At 67.3% G+C, this 17,006-nt stretch carries 14 protein-coding genes; 7 read left to right on the forward strand and 7 right to left on the reverse strand.

All coding sequences use genetic code 11. The annotated features are described in order from the left end of the window. Window positions 1–327: 327 nt before the first annotated feature. Window positions 328–945, reverse strand: coding sequence for a TetR/AcrR family transcriptional regulator (locus ABZ909_RS42605; RefSeq protein ID WP_357011960.1), 618 nt, complete (start codon window positions 943–945; stop codon window positions 328–330). Window positions 946–1,039: 94 nt separating this feature from the next. On the opposite strand from ABZ909_RS42605, the gene ABZ909_RS42610 reads away from it, so the two are divergent. The 3 genes from ABZ909_RS42610 to ABZ909_RS42620 all read left to right on the forward strand — a co-directional run bounded on the left by ABZ909_RS42610 (window position 1,040) and on the right by ABZ909_RS42620 (window position 4,000). Then, a complete protein-coding gene (locus ABZ909_RS42610) occupies window positions 1,040–1,822 on the forward strand; it encodes a glucose 1-dehydrogenase (protein ID WP_357011963.1) in 783 nt (260 codons plus the stop codon). A 67-nt stretch (window positions 1,823–1,889) separates the two neighbouring features. Then, complete coding sequence (locus ABZ909_RS42615; protein ID WP_357011965.1) at window positions 1,890–2,552, forward strand: hemerythrin domain-containing protein; 663 nt, start codon at window positions 1,890–1,892, stop codon at window positions 2,550–2,552. Next, the gene (locus tag ABZ909_RS42620) at window positions 2,549–4,000 is read left to right on the forward strand and encodes a DHA2 family efflux MFS transporter permease subunit (protein ID WP_357011968.1); all 1,452 of its coding nucleotides are present in this window, start codon (window positions 2,549–2,551) and stop codon (window positions 3,998–4,000) included. The genes ABZ909_RS42615 and ABZ909_RS42620 overlap by 4 nt, the downstream gene beginning before the upstream one ends. A 276-nt stretch (window positions 4,001–4,276) precedes the next feature. Here the strand turns inward: ABZ909_RS42620 and ABZ909_RS42625 are convergent, their stop codons facing one another. After that, complete coding sequence (locus ABZ909_RS42625) at window positions 4,277–5,098, reverse strand: hypothetical protein (RefSeq protein WP_357011971.1); 822 nt, start codon at window positions 5,096–5,098, stop codon at window positions 4,277–4,279. A gap of 534 nt (window positions 5,099–5,632) precedes the next feature. Here ABZ909_RS42625 and rox point away from each other — a divergent pair. Next, window positions 5,633–7,060 carry a rifampin monooxygenase gene (gene rox / locus ABZ909_RS42630; protein WP_357011974.1) on the forward strand — a complete coding sequence of 476 codons (1,428 nt, stop codon included), beginning with the start codon at window positions 5,633–5,635 and terminating at the stop codon, window positions 7,058–7,060. Between the two features lie 185 nt (window positions 7,061–7,245). Then, window positions 7,246–8,133, forward strand: coding sequence for a hypothetical protein (locus tag ABZ909_RS42635; protein WP_357011976.1), 888 nt, complete (start codon window positions 7,246–7,248; stop codon window positions 8,131–8,133). A 226-nt stretch (window positions 8,134–8,359) separates the two neighbouring features. On the opposite strand, the gene ABZ909_RS42640 is transcribed toward ABZ909_RS42635, so the two are convergent. Continuing rightward, window positions 8,360–9,019 (reverse strand): response regulator transcription factor, encoded by a 660-nt coding sequence (locus ABZ909_RS42640; protein ID WP_357011979.1) that lies wholly within the window; start codon window positions 9,017–9,019, stop codon window positions 8,360–8,362. A gap of 34 nt (window positions 9,020–9,053) precedes the next feature. Continuing rightward, window positions 9,054–10,214, reverse strand: a complete 1,161-nt coding sequence (locus ABZ909_RS42645) for a histidine kinase (protein WP_357011981.1) — start codon at window positions 10,212–10,214, stop codon at window positions 9,054–9,056. 140 nt (window positions 10,215–10,354) lie between these two features. Here ABZ909_RS42645 and ABZ909_RS42650 point away from each other — a divergent pair, with 140 nt between their 5' ends. Continuing rightward, entirely contained in the window at window positions 10,355–11,236 is an 882-nt protein-coding gene (locus tag ABZ909_RS42650; protein ID WP_357011983.1) for a sterol desaturase family protein, read from the forward strand. 63 nt (window positions 11,237–11,299) lie between these two features. Here ABZ909_RS42650 and ABZ909_RS42655 read toward each other — a convergent pair whose 3' ends face one another. The 3 genes from ABZ909_RS42655 to ABZ909_RS42665 form a co-directional block, all read right to left on the reverse strand. Beyond that, on the reverse strand, window positions 11,300–12,508 hold the full coding sequence (locus ABZ909_RS42655; protein ID WP_357011985.1) for an NADP-dependent malic enzyme: 1,209 nt from the start codon (window positions 12,506–12,508) through the stop codon (window positions 11,300–11,302). A gap of 526 nt (window positions 12,509–13,034) precedes the next feature. Continuing rightward, a complete protein-coding gene (locus tag ABZ909_RS42660; RefSeq protein WP_357011988.1) occupies window positions 13,035–14,591 on the reverse strand; it encodes an FAD-binding protein in 1,557 nt (518 codons plus the stop codon). Window positions 14,592–14,905: 314 nt separating this feature from the next. Further along, the gene (locus tag ABZ909_RS42665; protein WP_357011990.1) at window positions 14,906–15,760 is read right to left on the reverse strand and encodes a PHP domain-containing protein; all 855 of its coding nucleotides are present in this window, start codon (window positions 15,758–15,760) and stop codon (window positions 14,906–14,908) included. Window positions 15,761–15,894: 134 nt separating this feature from the next. On the opposite strand from ABZ909_RS42665, the gene corA reads away from it, so the two are divergent. Then, window positions 15,895–16,902, forward strand: coding sequence for a magnesium/cobalt transporter CorA (gene corA, locus ABZ909_RS42670; RefSeq protein ID WP_357011993.1), 1,008 nt, complete (start codon window positions 15,895–15,897; stop codon window positions 16,900–16,902). Window positions 16,903–17,006 lie beyond the last annotated feature (104 nt).

A 17,006-nucleotide genomic window follows, 5' to 3' on the forward strand; every position in this document is an offset into this window, starting at 1 on the left:
GGCAGCCGAATATTGGGAGCATCCCACCGGGCACCTGGATCAAATCCTGGCCGGGACCTGACCCTGACAGCAAGTGTCTAACTAGCCGAGTTGAGTGCAATCACCGGGGGCAGGCTGGCCTCGATATCGCGTCAGGATATCGGCAGGGTTCGGTCGGGATTCGGATGCATGGCCGGGATGCGGTCCTGGCACCGGAAGATCAATGGGCAGTGCGCGTTACGGCCACCAGACGCCATGATCGCCAGAGAGACACCGGCAGTGCGGGACGTTCGACCGTCCCTATCGAGCTCGGGCGGCTGATCTTCAGCCCGAGCGGGCCGAACATTCCTATGTGCTTGCTCCCAGCACGGTGGCCGCGATTCCGGTGATCACCGGGATGGCGTCGAACAGGTCGCCGTCGGGTCCGACCATGGTGTCGAACGTCTCGAAGCTGGTGAGGGCCAGCAGAATACGCACCCGTCGACCGGCGTCTTCCTCCGGTGGGTTCCCCTCGGCGTCGGCGAAGGGAGCTGCCAATACCGCCAAGCCTTCGCGGCGCCGCTCGTCGCGGGCGCTGATGACCGCGTGGACGTCGGCGTCGAGTGCGGCCAACGCGCGCAACCGCCGCATGGCGGGGCGGTCGGCCTGCCAGAAGCGCGCGAAGCAGGCGATGAATTCGGCGAGCGCCGCGAGTGGTTCGGGGTTGGTGAAGGCTTTGACGAGTTCGGACAGGCCGCCGGCCACGCCGAGATCGTCGCAGACCGCTTCCAGCAGGCCGGTTTTCGACCCGAACTGGTAGTAGACCGTGGCACGGGCCACGTCCGCGCGCTTGGCCACCGCATCCAGCGTGAATCCGGTGTAGCTATCGGCCTCACCCAGTACAGCCCTGGCGGCGTCGAGAACCTGCCGGCGACTCTGCTCGATCTGCGCGGTGCGCTTCCCCAGGTTGTATTGGCGTGGGCTCATGGCCTTGACAGTACCTTGCCAACCTGATTTATTCATACAGACAGTCTAACCAAATTCAATCCAAGGCACCCGCAATGGCGAAAAGGACAGTGGCGTGACTATTCCGGACGTTGTAGTGATGGCCGACCACCCGGATCTGGCGGGCAAAACCGCCGTAGTGACCGGCGGCTCCCGTGGAATCGGCGCGGCCACCGCCATCGCGTTGGCCCGCAACGGTGTTGCGGTGACCGTGGTGGGCCGCGACCACGCCGCGCTCGACGGCGTCGCGACCGCGATCACTGCCGCAGGCGGACGGGCCTTGACGGCCGTCGCCGATTGCACCTCGAAATCCGACCTGGACCGGGTACACGCCCTGGTCCTGGACCAATTCGGTGAGGTCGACATCTTGATCGCCTTCGCCGGCGGCTATGGCCAACCGGTGCCGTCGATCGACGAGACCGCCGAACACTGGCGTCACGTGGTGGATTCCGATCTCACGGCTACCTTCCTGACCATCTCGGCGTTCCTGCCGGACCTGATCGCTCGCCGCGGCGCCGTCGTCACCATGGCGTCATCGTCGGGCCGGCAGGCCACCCCGGCTTCGGCCGCCTACGCGGCAGCCAAGGCGGGAGTGGTGTCGATGAGTCGTCATCTGGCCAAAGAGCTTGCACCCCAAGGGGTTCGCGTCAACTGCGTGTCGCCCGCCACGATCGAGCACGAGCGGATGCGGCGCTTCATGTCCGACGAACAACGGCAGCACCTGCAGCGGGGCTTCCCGCTGGGACGGCTGGGTACTCCCGACGACGTCGCCTCCGCGGCGCTGTTCCTCGCCTCCGCCGCGTCGTCGTGGATCACCGGCGTCACGCTCGACATCGCGGGCGGCTCGGTCATGCCGTGAGTGCTCGCCCCTTGTCTGAATATGCAGTACGCCCAAGACCTTTCAACGAGGAGGACTGAAGATGACCATGAACGACCACAGACCGACCACGACAATCGACTTCTTCGGGATGTATCTGGCCCACGACGCCTGTATGCGCGACCTGATACGCCTCACGGCCGCCGTTGCCGAGGGGCGCCTCACCGAGCCGTCCGTGCGGATCGGATGGGAGACGTTCCGACGCCAGCTCGACCGGCATCACAGCACCGAGGATGCCGCCCTGTGGCCACTGGTGCGCGCCGCGGTCACGGATCCGGCAGACCTGGCGATCCTCGACGATATGGAGGCCGAACACGAGGGCATCGAGGAATTGCTGGCCAGGGTGGAATCCGGAATGGCTGCCGCCAGCGGCGGCCCGCGGTTGCGGTCCGACGTGGATGCGCTGGCCGCGGCGCTCGATACGCACTTCACCCACGAGGAACAGCTGGCGCTGCCGCTCATCGACCGCACCGTCGGCGGGCCCGGATGGGCCGCATTCGGCGCGGAGATGCGCAAACGCAACGGACTTCGCGCCGTGACCGAGTACCTGCCGTGGGCACTCGACGACGCGCCCGCCGACGCACAGGCCAAGATGCTCGATTTCCTGCCCTCCCCGATTCGCACCCTCTACCACTACGTGCTGAAACCCCGCTACGCCCGTCCACGCCGAGGCTGGCAGCAAGCGGGCGATGTTGGGGAACAAGGCAAATGACACAGGCTCCAACGGCATCAACCGAGTTCGACCCGGCCCTACGCAAACTCGTGATCGTGGTGGTCCTCGGCGCGATCATGACGATCCTGGACACCACAATCACCAACGTCGCCGTGAACACCCTCGGCGCACAGTTCCACACATCGCTGTCGGCGATCCAATGGGTACTGACCGGATACACCCTCGCGCTGTCGGCAAGCATCCCACTGTCAGGATGGGCGATCATCCGGTTCGGCCCGAAAACGATGTGGATCGCCTCGCTACTACTGTTCATCACCGGATCAGTACTGTGCGGAATCGCCTGGAACATCACCACACTCATCATGTTCCGACTGCTACAAGGCTTCGGCGCCGGCATGATCCTGCCGATCGGGCAGACCATGCTCGCCCACGCCGCCGGACCCACCCGGATGGGACGCGTCATGAGCGCGGTCGCCGTACCCGCAATGCTCGCCCCCGTACTCGGCCCCACAATCGGCGGCCTGATCCTCGGCCACCTGTCATGGCGGTGGATGTTCTACATCAACGTTCCTCTGTGCGCGATCGCCGTCATCGCCGCGATCCAGCTACTGCCCACCGACCAGGTCCGCGACCACAACGCCAAGCTCGACATCCTCGGATTAACGCTACTGTCACCCGGATTGGGCGCGCTGGTATACAGCACCGCACAGGCAGGCAGCGGAACAAACCTGACCGATAGTCGTGTCGTCGCCGCCACCCTGACCGGAGTCGCGCTGATCGCCTGCTACGTCCTGCACGCGCTCCACAAAGGCGACGCGGCCCTGGTCGACGTCCGGTTACTGCGGGACAAGAACTTCGCCGCGGTCAACGCGATGGTATTCGTCTACATCGGCACCCTGTCCGGCCTGACCGCACTACTGCCGCTTTATTTCCAAACCGTCGACGCCGACGGCCCGCTGCGTTCGGGAGCGATGGTCGCACCGCTCGGACTGGGCGCGATCGTGACGACGCTGATCACCGGCAAACTGACCGACAAACACTCCCCGAGACTGCTGATCCTGACCGGACTGCCCGTGGTTTTGCTCGGCATCCTCGGCCTCACCCACCTCGCGCCTGGCACCAGCGACATCCTGGTCGTGACGGCAGTGTTCGTGATCGGCCTGGGGCACGGCATGATCATGCCCGCCGCGATGGGCGCCAGCTACCAGACCTTGCGACACTCCCAAATCCCCTCGGCCACAACCGCTACCAATGTCGGCATTCGCGCGGGCAGCTCGTTCGGTGTCGCGGCGCTGCTGGTGCTGATTCAACGCAACATCGCAGATCGGGTCCCCGATGTCCACGCGTTCACCAGAACGGTCCGAACCGATGAAGTTGCCCGGGAATTGACCCACGCATTCACCCAAACATACTGGTGGACACTCGCGATCGGCGCGGTCGCGGTCGTCCCCGCGCTGATACTGCCGCGGCGACGCCGTCCAGCCTGAAGTGCGCCCCCGGTAATCGCCGCCATCGTCAAGGCGTGATGTTGGTCCGTGACCTCGTGAAGTCGCAGTTTCGCCGTAAGCCGGGACGGCTGTGCAGGACGGGGCCTCTCGAGCAGCCCCCTTTCGGGCGAGTCAAGGGCGCTCCTTCGTCGCGCCGCTACGCGATGCCTTCGGCACCCTTGACTTACCCTCCCTCCGCTGAGAGCAGCCGGTATGAGGAAAACGCAGAAGGCCCCTCCACTCGATGGAGGGGCTTCTGCGTTGCGGCCGTTGGGGTTACAGGCCGAGGGCCTTCAGGATGCCGCCTACGACCGGGAGGGAGTCGGCGCTGCCGGTGCTGGCGCCGCCGCCGGTGGTGGCCGGGGTGGTGACCTCGACCGCGGTTTGGCCCGCGAATTCGGTTCCGTTGGTGGAGCCGCCGGGGGTGATGTAGTAGGCGGTGATGGTGTGGGTGCCGATGGTGGTGGGGGTGAATTGCACCGAGGCGGTGCCGTTGGCGACGGTGGTCTGACCGAGCTGGGTGAGGCCGTCCTTGAAGAAGACGGTGCTGCCCGCGGGGATTTGGGCGGTGGAGACGCTCAGGGTGTAGGGGGTGTTCGGGTGGAAGACGCGGCTGGACACGGTGATTCCGTTGCTGGTGATGCTGCCGCCGGTCGCCTCGGTCACGGCCGGGGCGGTGGTTTTGGGCAGCTGATCGACGTGTACGAGCGGACCGCCATTGGAGATCCCCTGGCCGCTCGCCGAGCGCTCGACGATATTGATGTGGTGGTCGCCGACGACCGTCGGGTACCAGGTCACCGACGCCGAATTGCCGTTCGACTGCACCGGGCCGCCGCCGATCAGAGTGTCCAAGGTGACCGTCTGGCCGTCGCTGGCGTACTGGGTGTCGTAGAAGTAGACCTGCGCGGTCGAATCGTCGGCGGAACCGCCGAGCTGCACGGACAGCGTGTACACCGACGGGTCGCCGCCGACGCCCGGCGTCGCGCTCTGACCGATGATGCTCGCGGAGGCGTTCGGCGCGGTGATCGCCGAGGCCGCCAAAACCGCTGTGAATCCGGCCATTCCGAGCCCCGCCACACGGATTCGAGTGTTCTTCACTTGGTACCCCTTCAGTCGTTGGCGTCGCTTCGATCGACGCCAGCGGTGAAGTTATCGCAACCCACCGACAATCTGGAGAACGCGAATTTCAGATTGAATCGGTCGGTGAATCCGTCTATTTCCAGGCCGTCAGCGTGGAGAGGTTGAGGTCGGTGCCGGGGGAAAGTCGTTGTGGCCGAACATAATTCCGGACCGCCGCCCGAAATCGGCGCGGACACCGGCCAACTCACCGAGAAGGGTCATCTGCCCCCATCGTCCGGAGACCGGGCCGAGCCGTGTATTGCGGGGGATCGTGCCGATAAGGCGCACAGGCTCGGCGCCGCCGGACTCCCCGTTCTCCCCCGCCCAGCGCGCCCTCCCCGGACCCCTCCGCTTTCAACATATATCGCTTGCGGCAAGACCTAGGGGGCCACACAATAGGCGCTCGATGCCAGGAACTGCGGAAATGCCGAATCAGCGAGACACGTGCACACGCCGCCGCGCTGACGACGGGACGCACGGCGACTGGGCGAGAATTGGGCGAATGGGTGGTTCATGTTCGATGTGATCATTGCGGGGTGCGGGCCGACCGGTGCGATGCTGGCCGCCGAACTGCGGCTGCACGATGTGCGGGTACTCGTTCTGGAGAAGGAACCCGAGCCCGCATCGTTCGTGCGCATAGTCGGTCTGCATATTCGCAGTATCGAGCTGATGGCGATGCGTGGACTGCTGGATCGCATTCTCGAACGCGGAAGACCGCGTCCGGTCGGCGGTATCTTCGCCGCCATCACCAAACCCGCTCCCGAGGGCCTGGATTCCGCGCACGCCTATCTGCTGGGCATCCCGCAGCCGGTCGTCGATCATCTGCTCGAAGAATATGCGATCGAACTGGGTGCGCAGGTCCGAAGCGGTTGCGCGGTGGCCGGTTTCGAGCAGGACGACGAGGGTGTGACCGTCGAGCTGGCCGACGGGGAGCGGCTGCGGTCGCGTTACCTCGTCGGCTGTGACGGCGCGCGCAGTACGGTGCGCAAACTGCTCGGCGTCGGCTTCCCCGGCGAGCCCGCACGGACCGAGACGCTGATGGGCGAGATGGAAGTGGGTGTGCCGCAGGAGGAGATCGCCGTCAAGGTCACCGAAATCCGCGAGACCAACAAGGTATTCAGTCTCGGGCCCTTCGGTGAAGGCGTCTATCGCGTCGTCGTCCCCACCAAGGGAGTCAGCGAGAATCGCACGGAACCACCCACCCTCGAGGACTTCGAACAAGGGTTGCGCGACATCGCCGGAACCGATTTCGGCGTGCACTCCCCGCGCTGGTTGTCCCGCTTCGGGGATGCCACCCGACTGGCCGAGCGCTATCGGGTCGGGCGGGTGCTGCTGGCCGGCGATGCGGCGCACATCCATCCGCCCACCGGCGGTCAGGGCCTCAACCTGGGCGTTCAGGACGCTTTCAACCTCGGCTGGAAACTGGCCGCACAGATCCGCGGCTGGGCACCGGAAACATTGCTGGACACCTATCAGACCGAACGTCATCCGGTCGCCGAAGACGTACTGGACAACACCCGCGCCCAGATGGAACTGCTGTCCACCGAGCCGGGCCCGCAGGCCGTGCGCAGGCTGCTCACCGAACTGATGGACTTCGACCAGGTGAACCGCTACCTGATCGAGAAGATAACCGCGATCGACATCCGCTACGACTTCGGCGAGGGCCCCGACCTGCTCGGCCGCCGGCTGCGCGATATCGACCTGAGACAGGGCCGCCTCTACGACCAGCTACATCGGGGCCGCGGCCTGGTACTCGACCGCACCGAACGTCTGACCATCGAGGGCTGGTCGGACCGAGTCGACCTCATCGCGGATCCCACTGCGGCACTGGATGTTCCGGCGCTACTGCTCCGGCCCGACGGCCACGTCGCCTGGATCGGCGAGAACCAGCAGCACCTGAACGACCACCTCGCCCGCTGGTTCGGCAAGCCCGCCAACTGATTTCAACCGAACAACCGAAAGCGAAGGCGACCACGCCTGTCCCGGGTCGAGATCACGGCTGGTTCGTGCGGTCATCACGCGGCGTTCCCGGTCGACTACTCCTGAGGCTCCACCCAGCGGCCGCGGGCCTGTCGGATGTGGTCGCGCAGAAAGTGTTCGACGGCAATCCGTCACCTCATCACTGAATGATCATCGTGTGCTCTATCCCGGATCATCGGCGCCCCCTTCGGGCTACAACCCGTTCTAGCCTGGTCAGGATTGCCGTTGGCCGCACCGCTATTACCACTACTCGTGGTGGAATTTCCCTGTGGGACAAGATGTCTCATGCGGCACGGTGGTGCGGGCAGCCCTACGACGGATTGAGAAATCGAATGAAATTCCGCAGCGCCACCGCGACTTCCATACTGGTTGTCGGCGCCCTGACCGGCGGTCTGGGGACCGTGCATGCCGAGCCCGCCGCCCCGTCCGATCCGGGGATCAAGTACTCGCTCAAGGTGGTCGACAAGACCGTGGTCGCCACACTCCGGGGCGCGAGGTTCGCGCTGAGCGAGCAGGACGGCCAGACGCCTGACGCTCCGAAGACCCAGGTGGCCAACATCAAGGACGACAGCGGCGCGACGGTACTGTCGATGCCGCTCGACTACCGGATCGGGGCCGCCCGGGTTCCCGTCAAGGCGGTCACGAGGAACGATGACACCGTTCTCGAGATCACACCGACGAAGCCGGAAGGAGTGCAGATCTCCAACCAGCAACTCGCGCTCGAACCGATTGCCTCTCCGCAAGAGGACCAGCGAGCGCTGACCGAATTCAGCAGCAAGCTGTCGGTCGCCGGTCAAGTCGGCGCATTGGTCGGCGGGATAATCGGTTTCGTCGTCGGTTGCGTTGCCAGCATCGCGATCGGCTGCATCCCCGGCGGTGTTGCCGGGGTCCCGGCGGGCGGAATCATCGGTGGCCTGGTGGCGGGCGGCCCGACATTGATCGCCGCGGGCATCGACCTGCTGAATACCTGGCAGGCCACACCGGGCACCTCCAAGTGGGCCGATCCGCAGCCGCAACCCGCGCCGCAGAACTGATCCGCACCTCACCGAACGGCAAATGCGTACTACTCGAGAAGCCCTCGGGTGCACCGAGGGTTTCCGGTTCGACGACGCTCCTCGTCGGGTGAGTCGGCCGGAATCAGATCGGTCGATGGGACCGGCCATCCGGTTCGGTGCCGCCGCGAAGAATCGAGTTCGATCTGCCGCGATGCGGCCACCAGCAGCGCGCTGTGCGGGACTCCTCGCGCCGACTCGGCGGGGGTCAGCGCGGGCGGTCGAGGTGTACCAGTCCATGTTGGTGGGCGTAGACGACCGCGTGGATGCGGTCGCGCACACCGAGTTTGGCGAGGACTCGGGAGACGTGGGTCTTGACAGTCTCCTCGCCGACGCCCAGGGCGGCGGCGATCTCGCTGTTGCTGCGGGCATCGGCCACCAGCAGCAGGACCTCCCGCTCGCGGGCGGTGAGTTGCGCCAGCTCCGGCGGCTCGGACGGCGGGGCGATGCCGGTCACCAGCCGGGTCGCCAGGCGGCGCGTCATGGACGGGTCGATGACGGCGTCGCCGCGCACTGCCACCCGGATGGCGGCCACGAGTTCCTCGGGCGGAAGGCTTTTCAGCAGAAAGCCACTGGCCCCGGCCGACAGCGCGCGATGCAGGTTGGCCTCGCTGTCGTAGGTGGTGAGCACCAGCACCCGGGTGCCGCCCGCCGCCACGATGGCGGCGGTGGCGGCGAGCCCGTCCAGCTTCGGCATGCGCACATCCAGGATCGCCACGTCCGGATGGGTGCGGGCGGCCGCCTCGATGGCGGCGCGGCCGTCGCCCACCTCGGCCACGCACTCCAGATCCGGGTGCGCGTCCACCACCGCGCGCAGACCGGAACGGAACACGGTGTGGTCGTCGGCGATCAGGATGGTGATGCTCATGCGGCTCCGATCGGCTGTGCGGTCCCAATGGGCATTATGCGGTCCCCACGGGCACGGAAACCCGGATGACCCAGCGGGTTCCGGACGGGTCGGCGCCGTAGGCGACGGTGCCGTCGAACAGTTCGACCCGGCGGCGGATCCCATCCAGGCCGCGCGGCACCCCGGTGGTGGTCTCCAGGGCCGCAATGGGATTCGACTCGCGCAGCTCCACCGCGCCCGGGCGATAACCGATCTCCAGCGCGGCCGCATCACGCCCGTGCCGCAGCGCATTGGTCAGCAGCTCCTGGACCACCCGGTAGAGCATGACGTCCAGCGACTCCGGCAGCACCGGCGGCTCACCCGAAACCGTCACGTGCACAGTCAGTCCGGCATCCCGCACCCGCTGCGCCAGGTCCTCGATATCGGCGAGGCCGGGCTGCCGCTCGCCCTCGTCGTCGCGGCCGTGCAGCAGGTCCAGCTGCCGGCGCAGATCCACCATGGCGGCGCGGCTGCTCGACTCCACCGCGGACACCGAACGCGCAGCCGCCTCGGTATCGGTGCGGGACAGGGCCATTCGCGCCACCCCGGCGTGAATCCCGATGGCGCTCACATGATGCGAGATGACGTCGTGCAGATCCCGTGCGATGGCCTCGCGCTCATCGGCCAGCGCCCGGTCCAGCGCCGCCCGCTGCTCCTGCTGCCGCAGGGTCTCCCGCTGCTCCAGCTCCGCGATATAGGCCCCGCGCGCCGCGGTGTACCGGCCCACCAGCCAGGGCACCACGCCCGCGCCCAGCGCGAAGATCGCCAGCCGGATCGGATTGTTGGCGCCCGCGATGGCCGCCACCACGTTCACCGTCAGCGAGCCGGCGGCCAGCAGCAGCACGGTCAGCACCGAGCTGATCCCGCTCAGCCACGCACCCGCCTGATATCCCGCGACCAGGAAGCCGACGTCGAAAACCCGTGCGGTGATGCCGTAGTGGTGGGCGAACAGCGCCACCGCCACCTTCACCACCACCTGCGCCACCGCCACCGCGGCCGCCGTCGACGCGGGCGCAGCCAGCGCCAGATCCGCAGCCACCGTGGCCAGCGTCAGGATCGCGGCCAGCGCAGGCGCGGCGCCGAAGGCCCCGCACATCACCATCTGGGCACTGTCCAGCGCCGCCGCGACGGCGGCCACCAGCAGCGACTGCCGGGCCAGTGACCTGGTCACATCCATGGCGGCACGGTACCCCGGGGACCGGCCGTCCCCCGTGTGGGGGACGCGGAATCCCCCGTCGGCGCGACGATCAGCGCGCGCCGGGGAACTAGCGTCGAGCACATGCCAGCAGTCCGACCGGCCCGCCGAGGAGCACGCCCGTGAATGCCGATCTGTTCATCTACGCCCTGCCGGCGTTCGCGCTGCTCATGTTGATCGAATGGATCGACAACCGGCGCGACCCGGACCGCCCGGCCAATGGCATCGACCGCCGCGACACCACCTCCAACATCGCCACCTTCGTGCTCGGCCGCATTGCGAAACCGATTCTGGCGCAGGTGATTCCGTTCTCCGGCGTGGTGCTTGCCGCGCACTTCACCCCGCTGCACCTGTCACCGGCGCACTGGTGGGTGTGGGTGCTCGGCCTGATCGTCACCGATTTCTGCTACTACTGGGCGCATCGTGCCGACCGCCGGGTGCGGCTGCTGTGGACCTCGCACAGCGTCCACCACTCCAGCCGGTTCTTCAACTTCTCCACCGCCATCCGGCTGCCGTGGGCGCATCCGGCCGCCAATATCGTGCGCGGCCTGTGCTGGGTGCCCGCGGCACTGCTGGGTTTCCCGGCCTGGATGGTGTTCGCTCTGCAGTCGCTGGGGCTGCTCTACCAGTTCCCGATCCACACCCAGCGCGTGAAAACCCTGTGGCGGCCCCTCGAATTCGTGTTCAATACCCCGGCCCACCACCGCGTGCACCACGGCTCCAACCAGCCGTATCTGGACACCAATTACGGCGGCATCCTGATCATCTGGGATCGCCTGTTCGGCAGCTTCGCCACGGAAACCGAACCGATTCGCTACGGGTTGACCACGGACATCAATACCGACAATCCACTCAAGGTCAATTACACCGAACTCGTCGATCTGGTCCGTGATGTCCGGACTGCCCGAACCTGGCGCGGGCGTCTCGGATATATCTTCGGCCCGCCCGGCTGGCACGAGAATGCCGCAACCCCCGAGCTCGAAAAGGTCACGGCCGCGGTCTAGTCCAATGCGAAAAGGGGCGCTTCGTCATACGACGAAGCGCCCCTTTTGTTGCTCAGCCAGTGGCTACGCCACGCCCTCGGCGCGAGCCGCGTTACCCACGGCCTCGGCGACGGCCGGAGCCACGCGCGGGTCCAGCGGGCTCGGGATGATCTTGTCCACGGACAGCTCACCGGCGACCACGTTGAAGATCGCCTCGGCCGCGGCCACCTTCATGCCCTCGGTGATACGGCGCGCGCCGGCATCCAGCGCGCCCTTGAAGACGCCCGGGAAGGCCAGCACATTGTTGATCTGGTTCGGGAAGTCGCTGCGGCCGGTGGCCACGATGGCGGCGTACTTCTTGGCCACCTCGGGGTGGATCTCCGGGTTCGGGTTCGACATGGCGAACACGACGGACTCGGGAGCCATCGATGCGATGAGCTCCTCGGCGATGGTGCCGGCCGACAGGCCCAGGAACACGTCCGCGCCCGCGAGCGCCTCGGCCGCGCCGCCGGTGACACCGCGCGGGTTGGTGCGCTTCGCCAGCTCCGCCTTGACCTCGTTGAGGTCGGTGCGTTCCCGGCTCACGATGCCCTTCGAGTCGAGCACGATGATGTCGGAAACGCCTGCGGCCAGCAGGATGTCGGTGCACGCCACACCAGCCGCGCCGGCACCGGACACCACAACCTTCAGGCCGGACATGTCACGACCCTGCACCGCGGCCGCACCCTTGAGGGCGGCCAGCACCACGATGGCGGTGCCGTGCTGGTCGTCGTGCATGACCGGGCAGTCCAGCGCCTCGATGACGCGCTTCTCGATCTCGAAGCAGCGCGGCGCGGAGATGTCCTCGAGGTTGACCGCGCCGAAGCTCGGGCGCAGCCGGATCAGGGTCTCGACGATCTCGTCGGGGTCCTTGGTGTCGAGCACCAGCGGGATGGAGTCCAGCCCGGCGAACTTCTTGAACAGTGCCGCCTTGCCCTCCATCACCGGCAGCGAGGCGCGGGCGCCGATGTCGCCCAGGCCCAGCACGGCGGTGCCGTCGGACACGACCACGACCAGGCGCTCGGCCCAGGTGTAGGTCTTGGCGAGGGACTCGTCCTCGGCGATGCCGAGGCACACCTTCGCGACGCCGGGGGTATAGGCGATGGACAGGTCGCGCTGGGTCTCCAGCGGCGCGGTGAGTTCGACCGAGAGCTTGCCGCCAAGGTGCCCGGCGAAAATTTCTTCGTCGGTGATGTCGGACAGGTTCGCGCCATTGGACGCGGGGGCCTCGGTGGCATTCACTGCTTCAGTCACGGGTGACACGATTTCACTCCTGATCGGTTCGGACTCAACCGTTGGACGGTTACCGTTCGGTAATAGCGGAATTTGTGGTTTCGGTGCTCATATATCTTTTGCCGCAGCCGCGTTCAGCGACGTCGACACCACTTCCGAGCCACTTCGTGGAAACCTTGCCACCTCATCGTGGCGACGCATACAAAGTATTACGGCATTGCGAGAAGTGTGTCGCGCCAGCGCAGATCGTCGAGCGAGAACCGGAGGGGTGTGTCCGGGCGATACAGCCGGGGTGACCTCGTGTGAACCCGCGAGTCGGGGTTCGTGATCACCGAGTGTCCCGGGCCGGGCGGTGGCGGCGGCCGGGATCGGCCCATTCTGCCAGTCGCTGCGACGGCCTGCCAAATCGCCCCCGGGTCCGTCGCGTCGCCTCACCATCGTTGAAGGGTAAGGCAGCCGAATCACGCCGAGATGAACAGAAACTCGCTGGTCGGAACCTGAACTCGGAGAACTGTCACAACGCGGTTGCGGCGGCGGCTGTGAGCTGTCAAGCGGGGGACACACTCACCGCTGTGAGGTCCGGCCGGACCCAGACACTGCCGAGACCTCCCGAGAGCAACCGTACTCGCCAATCACTTCCGGCGCCCGGATGGTCGGTGCGGCGATGCATGCCGCGGGTCTCGGTGCGGGCCAGGGCGGAGTACTTGGTCCAGCGGGCGACGGCCAGCAGCGCGGCGGCCTGCCGGGCGAGCAGGCGATCGGGTCCCCTTCCGCCGAGCGCCAATTCGACGGCCGGCCACATGCCGTCCAGTTCGCCGATGCTGTCGCGCAGGCTGCCGTCGCTGCGCCAGTAGCTGCGCCGCAGCGGCAACGTGTGCTCCTGGACCAGGCCGACCACCGCGCGCGGATCGATGCGCGCCTTGTCGCCCAGGCCGGCGCCGGGCACCGGGCGCGCCTTGCCGAGCTTGCGGCGGGCCGCCGCGAAATCGGCCGCGCCCGCGCCCGCCCACACGCCGGAGGAGATGGCCCACGCGCCGTTCTGGCCGCCGAAACCGCTGACCGCCCCGGTGATGGGCTCCCGGGTGGTGACGTCGCCCGCGCCGTAGAGGCCGGGAACCGTGGTCGCGCAGTCGAGTCCGGTCAGCCGCAGCCCGCCGGTGCCGCGCACCGTGCCCTCCAGCACCGCACACAACGGCACCTGACCGGTCGGGCTGGGCCCGTGCCGCTGCAGCTCCGCGCGCACCCCCTCGGGCAGTTCGTCCAGCGCGGCATAGACCCGCCGGCCGTCGGCGATGGCCGCGAAAGCCTGTGCCCGCGAACCGCATCCCTGCCCCCACAGCACCGCTCGCGACTCGTCGTAGAGCGTGGCGAAGTGCATGACCTGGTCGGAGGCGAACACCGCGGCCACCGGGCGGCCGCCCGGCAGCGGCGAACCGGCCACCGGGGTCAGCGAATACGCGTTGGAGAACTCCATGCCGGACAGTTCGGCCCCCGCCTCCGCCCCCATGAGCAGCCCGTCCCCGGTGTCCACATCGGTGCCCGCGCCACCGGAGAGGAAGGCACAGCCGCCGGTGGCCAGCACCACCGCACGCGCCCGGACGGTCCAGCCGCGGAACTCGCCACCCTCCGTCACACCCGCCGCGCCCGACACGACGCCGTCGCGGTCGGTGATGAGCTGGAGTGCGGGATGGCGGTCGAGGATGCGTATCCCCGCGATCACCATGCTGCGCCGCAGCCGACCCAGATACTTCCCGCCGTCGAGATAGACCCGCGCCGGGCGCTCGGCGTGTTCACCCCGGAAGTGGAAGCCGCCGGTCACCAGTTGGCCGACCCGCCGATGGGTCTCCTCCAGCACCCGGTACATCCACTCCGAGTCCCCCAGCCCGCCGCCGTGCGCGAAGTTCTGCCGTACGGCCTCGTCTCGGGCCGGCCCGGGCGGAATGTTCCACAGGGTGACCCCGCCCCGCGCCGTAGGGCCGCTGCTGCCGCAGCGACCCTTGTCGGCGACCAATACCCGCGCGCCCGCGGCGGCGGCGGCCAGAGCGGCCCAGGCTCCGGCCGGGCCACCTCCCAGCACCAGCACATCGGCGTCGAATTCGGTCATATCGACAAATGTTCGACGACGGTTCACCCACTCGCAACCGTTATGCGTATTTCAATTCCACCACTGCGCCCAGAGCAGATATCCGGCTATCACGAAAACGACCAAACATCCGAAAAAAGCCGCAAAACCCCGATGTCTATCCGCATAAATTTGGGCGGCCAGCACGGCTGCCGCCGCGGTCACATGCCACGTCACAGCCGCCCATCCGGGGCCCGGAAAACCGCGCCGAGCACCGATGATCGCGGTGGTGGCGACCGTGGCCGCCAGCACCAGCGTGCCCCCCGCGACCATTCCGCTCAGGCCCCGGACCACTCTCATGCGGTGATCACCGGCACTCCGCTCGCTTTGCCCACGATTTCCTCGAATTGCGTTGGGTCGGTGGTGAATTCGCCGAGCCGAATGGTCTTGTTGGCACCGTGGTAGTCCGAGGAGCCGGTCGTCAGCAAACCCAGTTCGGCGGCCAGCCCGCGCAGCACCTCGCGGTCCTCCGCACCGTGATCGGGGTGATCGAGTTCCAGGCCGCCCAGCCCGAACTCGGTCAGCTCGCGAATGTGATCCAGCGCCAGCAGCCGCCCGCGCTTGCGGGCCCGGGCGTGCGCCACCACGCTCACGCCGCCGGCCGAGGCCACCATTTCGACGGCCCGCCGCAGCGGCGTATCGGCCTTCTCGACGTAGTAGCGGCCGTGCGGGGCCAGCAGATCCTGGAAGGCGGCGTCCACGGTCGGCACCACCCCGGCCTGTACCAGGGCCCGGGCCAGATGCGGACGACCCGCCGACGGGCCCACCGACGCCATGACCGCGTCCGGATCGATGGGCAGGCCGTCGGCGGCCATCTGCTCGGCCATTGCTCGCAGCCGCACCACCCGTTCGGCGCGCAGCCGCTCCCGCTCCTGCGCGAAGGACTCGTCCTCGGGGTCGAACAGGTAGGCCAGCAGGTGGACCGGCACCGGATAGCCGTCCTCCCCCAGCCCGACACACGACATCTCCATGCCGCGCACCAGCGTCAGGCCCGGAGGGAGCGCGGCGGCGGCCTCGGCCCAGCCGGAGGTGGTGTCATGGTCGGTCAGGGCCACGACGTCGAGACCGGCAGCGGCGGCGTTCGCGATCAGTTCGGCCGGGGTGTCCGTGCCGTCGGACGCGTTGGAATGGGTGTGGAGATCGATGCGCACGCCCCCTATATTGCCTGCGACGCAAACCAGCGCCCGGGGGCGGGACGATTAGCATCGTTGATGTGTCCTCGATTCCGCCGCTGCCGTCCTTCCACTGGCCCGGGCGGTCCGGCGAGCCACGGGACCCCGCCGAGATGCCCGTCCATCACGGCCGGATCGTCGACTGCGCGGTCTACGTCGACGGGGTGCGGCTGTTCGAGCACAGCTCGTACAGGAACGCGCTGGCCGAAGTGCGCGAACGCCGCGAAGGATTCGTCTGGCTCGGACTGTTCGAACCCGGCAAGGAACTCATGGCCGATATCGCGCAGACCTTCGGCCTGCACGAACTCGCCGTCGAGGACGCGGTCAAGGCGCAGCAGCGGCCCAAACTCGAACGCTACGACGACATCCTGTTCCTGGTGCTGCGCACGGTGCGCTACATCGAGCACGAACTCAGCACGGTCAGCGAGATCGTCGACACCGGCGAGATCATGGTGTTCGCGGGACCCGATTTCGTGATCACCGTCCGCCACGGTGAGCACACCGAATTGAGCGGTGTGCGCAAGGATCTCGAAGCCGACCCGCGCCAGCTCGCACTGGGGCCCGGCGCGGTCCTGCACGCGGTGGCCGACCGCGTGGTCGACTCCTATGTCCAGGTCACGGCGGCGATCGAGGAGGACGTGGACGCCATCGAGGAGGCCGTCTTCACTCCGGCGAACAAGCTCCACATCGATGCCATCTACCAGCTGAAACGTGAAGTGGTGGAGCTGCGCCGGGCCGTCAAGCCGCTCGGGCTGCCGCTGCAGATGCTGACCCACGACACCACGCTGCCGCTGCCCAAGGAGATCCACCGATATCTGCGCGACGTCACCGACCACCACACCGCGGTCACCGAGCAGATCATCGATTTCAACGAATCCCTCAGCGCCCTCATCAATGCCGCGCTGGCCAAGGTGAGCGTGCAGCAGAACACCGATATGCGCAAGATCTCCGCCTACGCCGCCATGGCCGCCGTGCCGACCATGATCGCGGGCGTCTACGGCATGAATTTCGAACACATGCCGGAACTCTCGTGGACCTACGGCTACCCCATCGTGATCGTGGCGATGATCGGCCTGTGCGCCCTGCTGTACGCGAATTTCCATCGCAACAACTGGCTTTGAGCACCGACCCCCGTTACCTTCTTGGTGGGCCTGACACGGGCCCACGGTCGCCAGGCCCGGTATGACTAATTCCCCCTGTCTTTCTCATGATCCGGGGGGTGGTG

It is taken from the genome of Nocardia sp. NPDC046763 (assembly GCF_040645495.1).
Lineage (GTDB): Bacteria > Actinomycetota > Actinomycetes > Mycobacteriales > Mycobacteriaceae > Nocardia.

What these genes read in the sequence shown, in the direction of transcription:
- ABZ909_RS42660 (WP_357011988.1), bottom strand. Translation starts at nt 14,591, where the DNA reads ATGACCGAATTCGACGCCGATGTGCTGGTGCTGGGAGGTGGCCCGGCC.
- rox (WP_357011974.1), top strand. Translation starts at nt 5,633, where the DNA reads ATGTTCGATGTGATCATTGCGGGGTGCGGGCCGACCGGTGCGATGCTG.
- ABZ909_RS42605 (WP_357011960.1), bottom strand. Translation starts at nt 945, where the DNA reads ATGAGCCCACGCCAATACAACCTGGGGAAGCGCACCGCGCAGATCGAG.
- ABZ909_RS42640 (WP_357011979.1), bottom strand. Translation starts at nt 9,019, where the DNA reads ATGAGCATCACCATCCTGATCGCCGACGACCACACCGTGTTCCGTTCC.
- corA (WP_357011993.1), top strand. Translation starts at nt 15,895, where the DNA reads ATGCCCGTCCATCACGGCCGGATCGTCGACTGCGCGGTCTACGTCGAC.
- ABZ909_RS42635 (WP_357011976.1), top strand. Translation starts at nt 7,246, where the DNA reads ATGATCATCGTGTGCTCTATCCCGGATCATCGGCGCCCCCTTCGGGCT.
- ABZ909_RS42620 (WP_357011968.1), top strand. Translation starts at nt 2,549, where the DNA reads ATGACACAGGCTCCAACGGCATCAACCGAGTTCGACCCGGCCCTACGC.
- ABZ909_RS42615 (WP_357011965.1), top strand. Translation starts at nt 1,890, where the DNA reads ATGAACGACCACAGACCGACCACGACAATCGACTTCTTCGGGATGTAT.
- ABZ909_RS42645 (WP_357011981.1), bottom strand. Translation starts at nt 10,214, where the DNA reads ATGGATGTGACCAGGTCACTGGCCCGGCAGTCGCTGCTGGTGGCCGCC.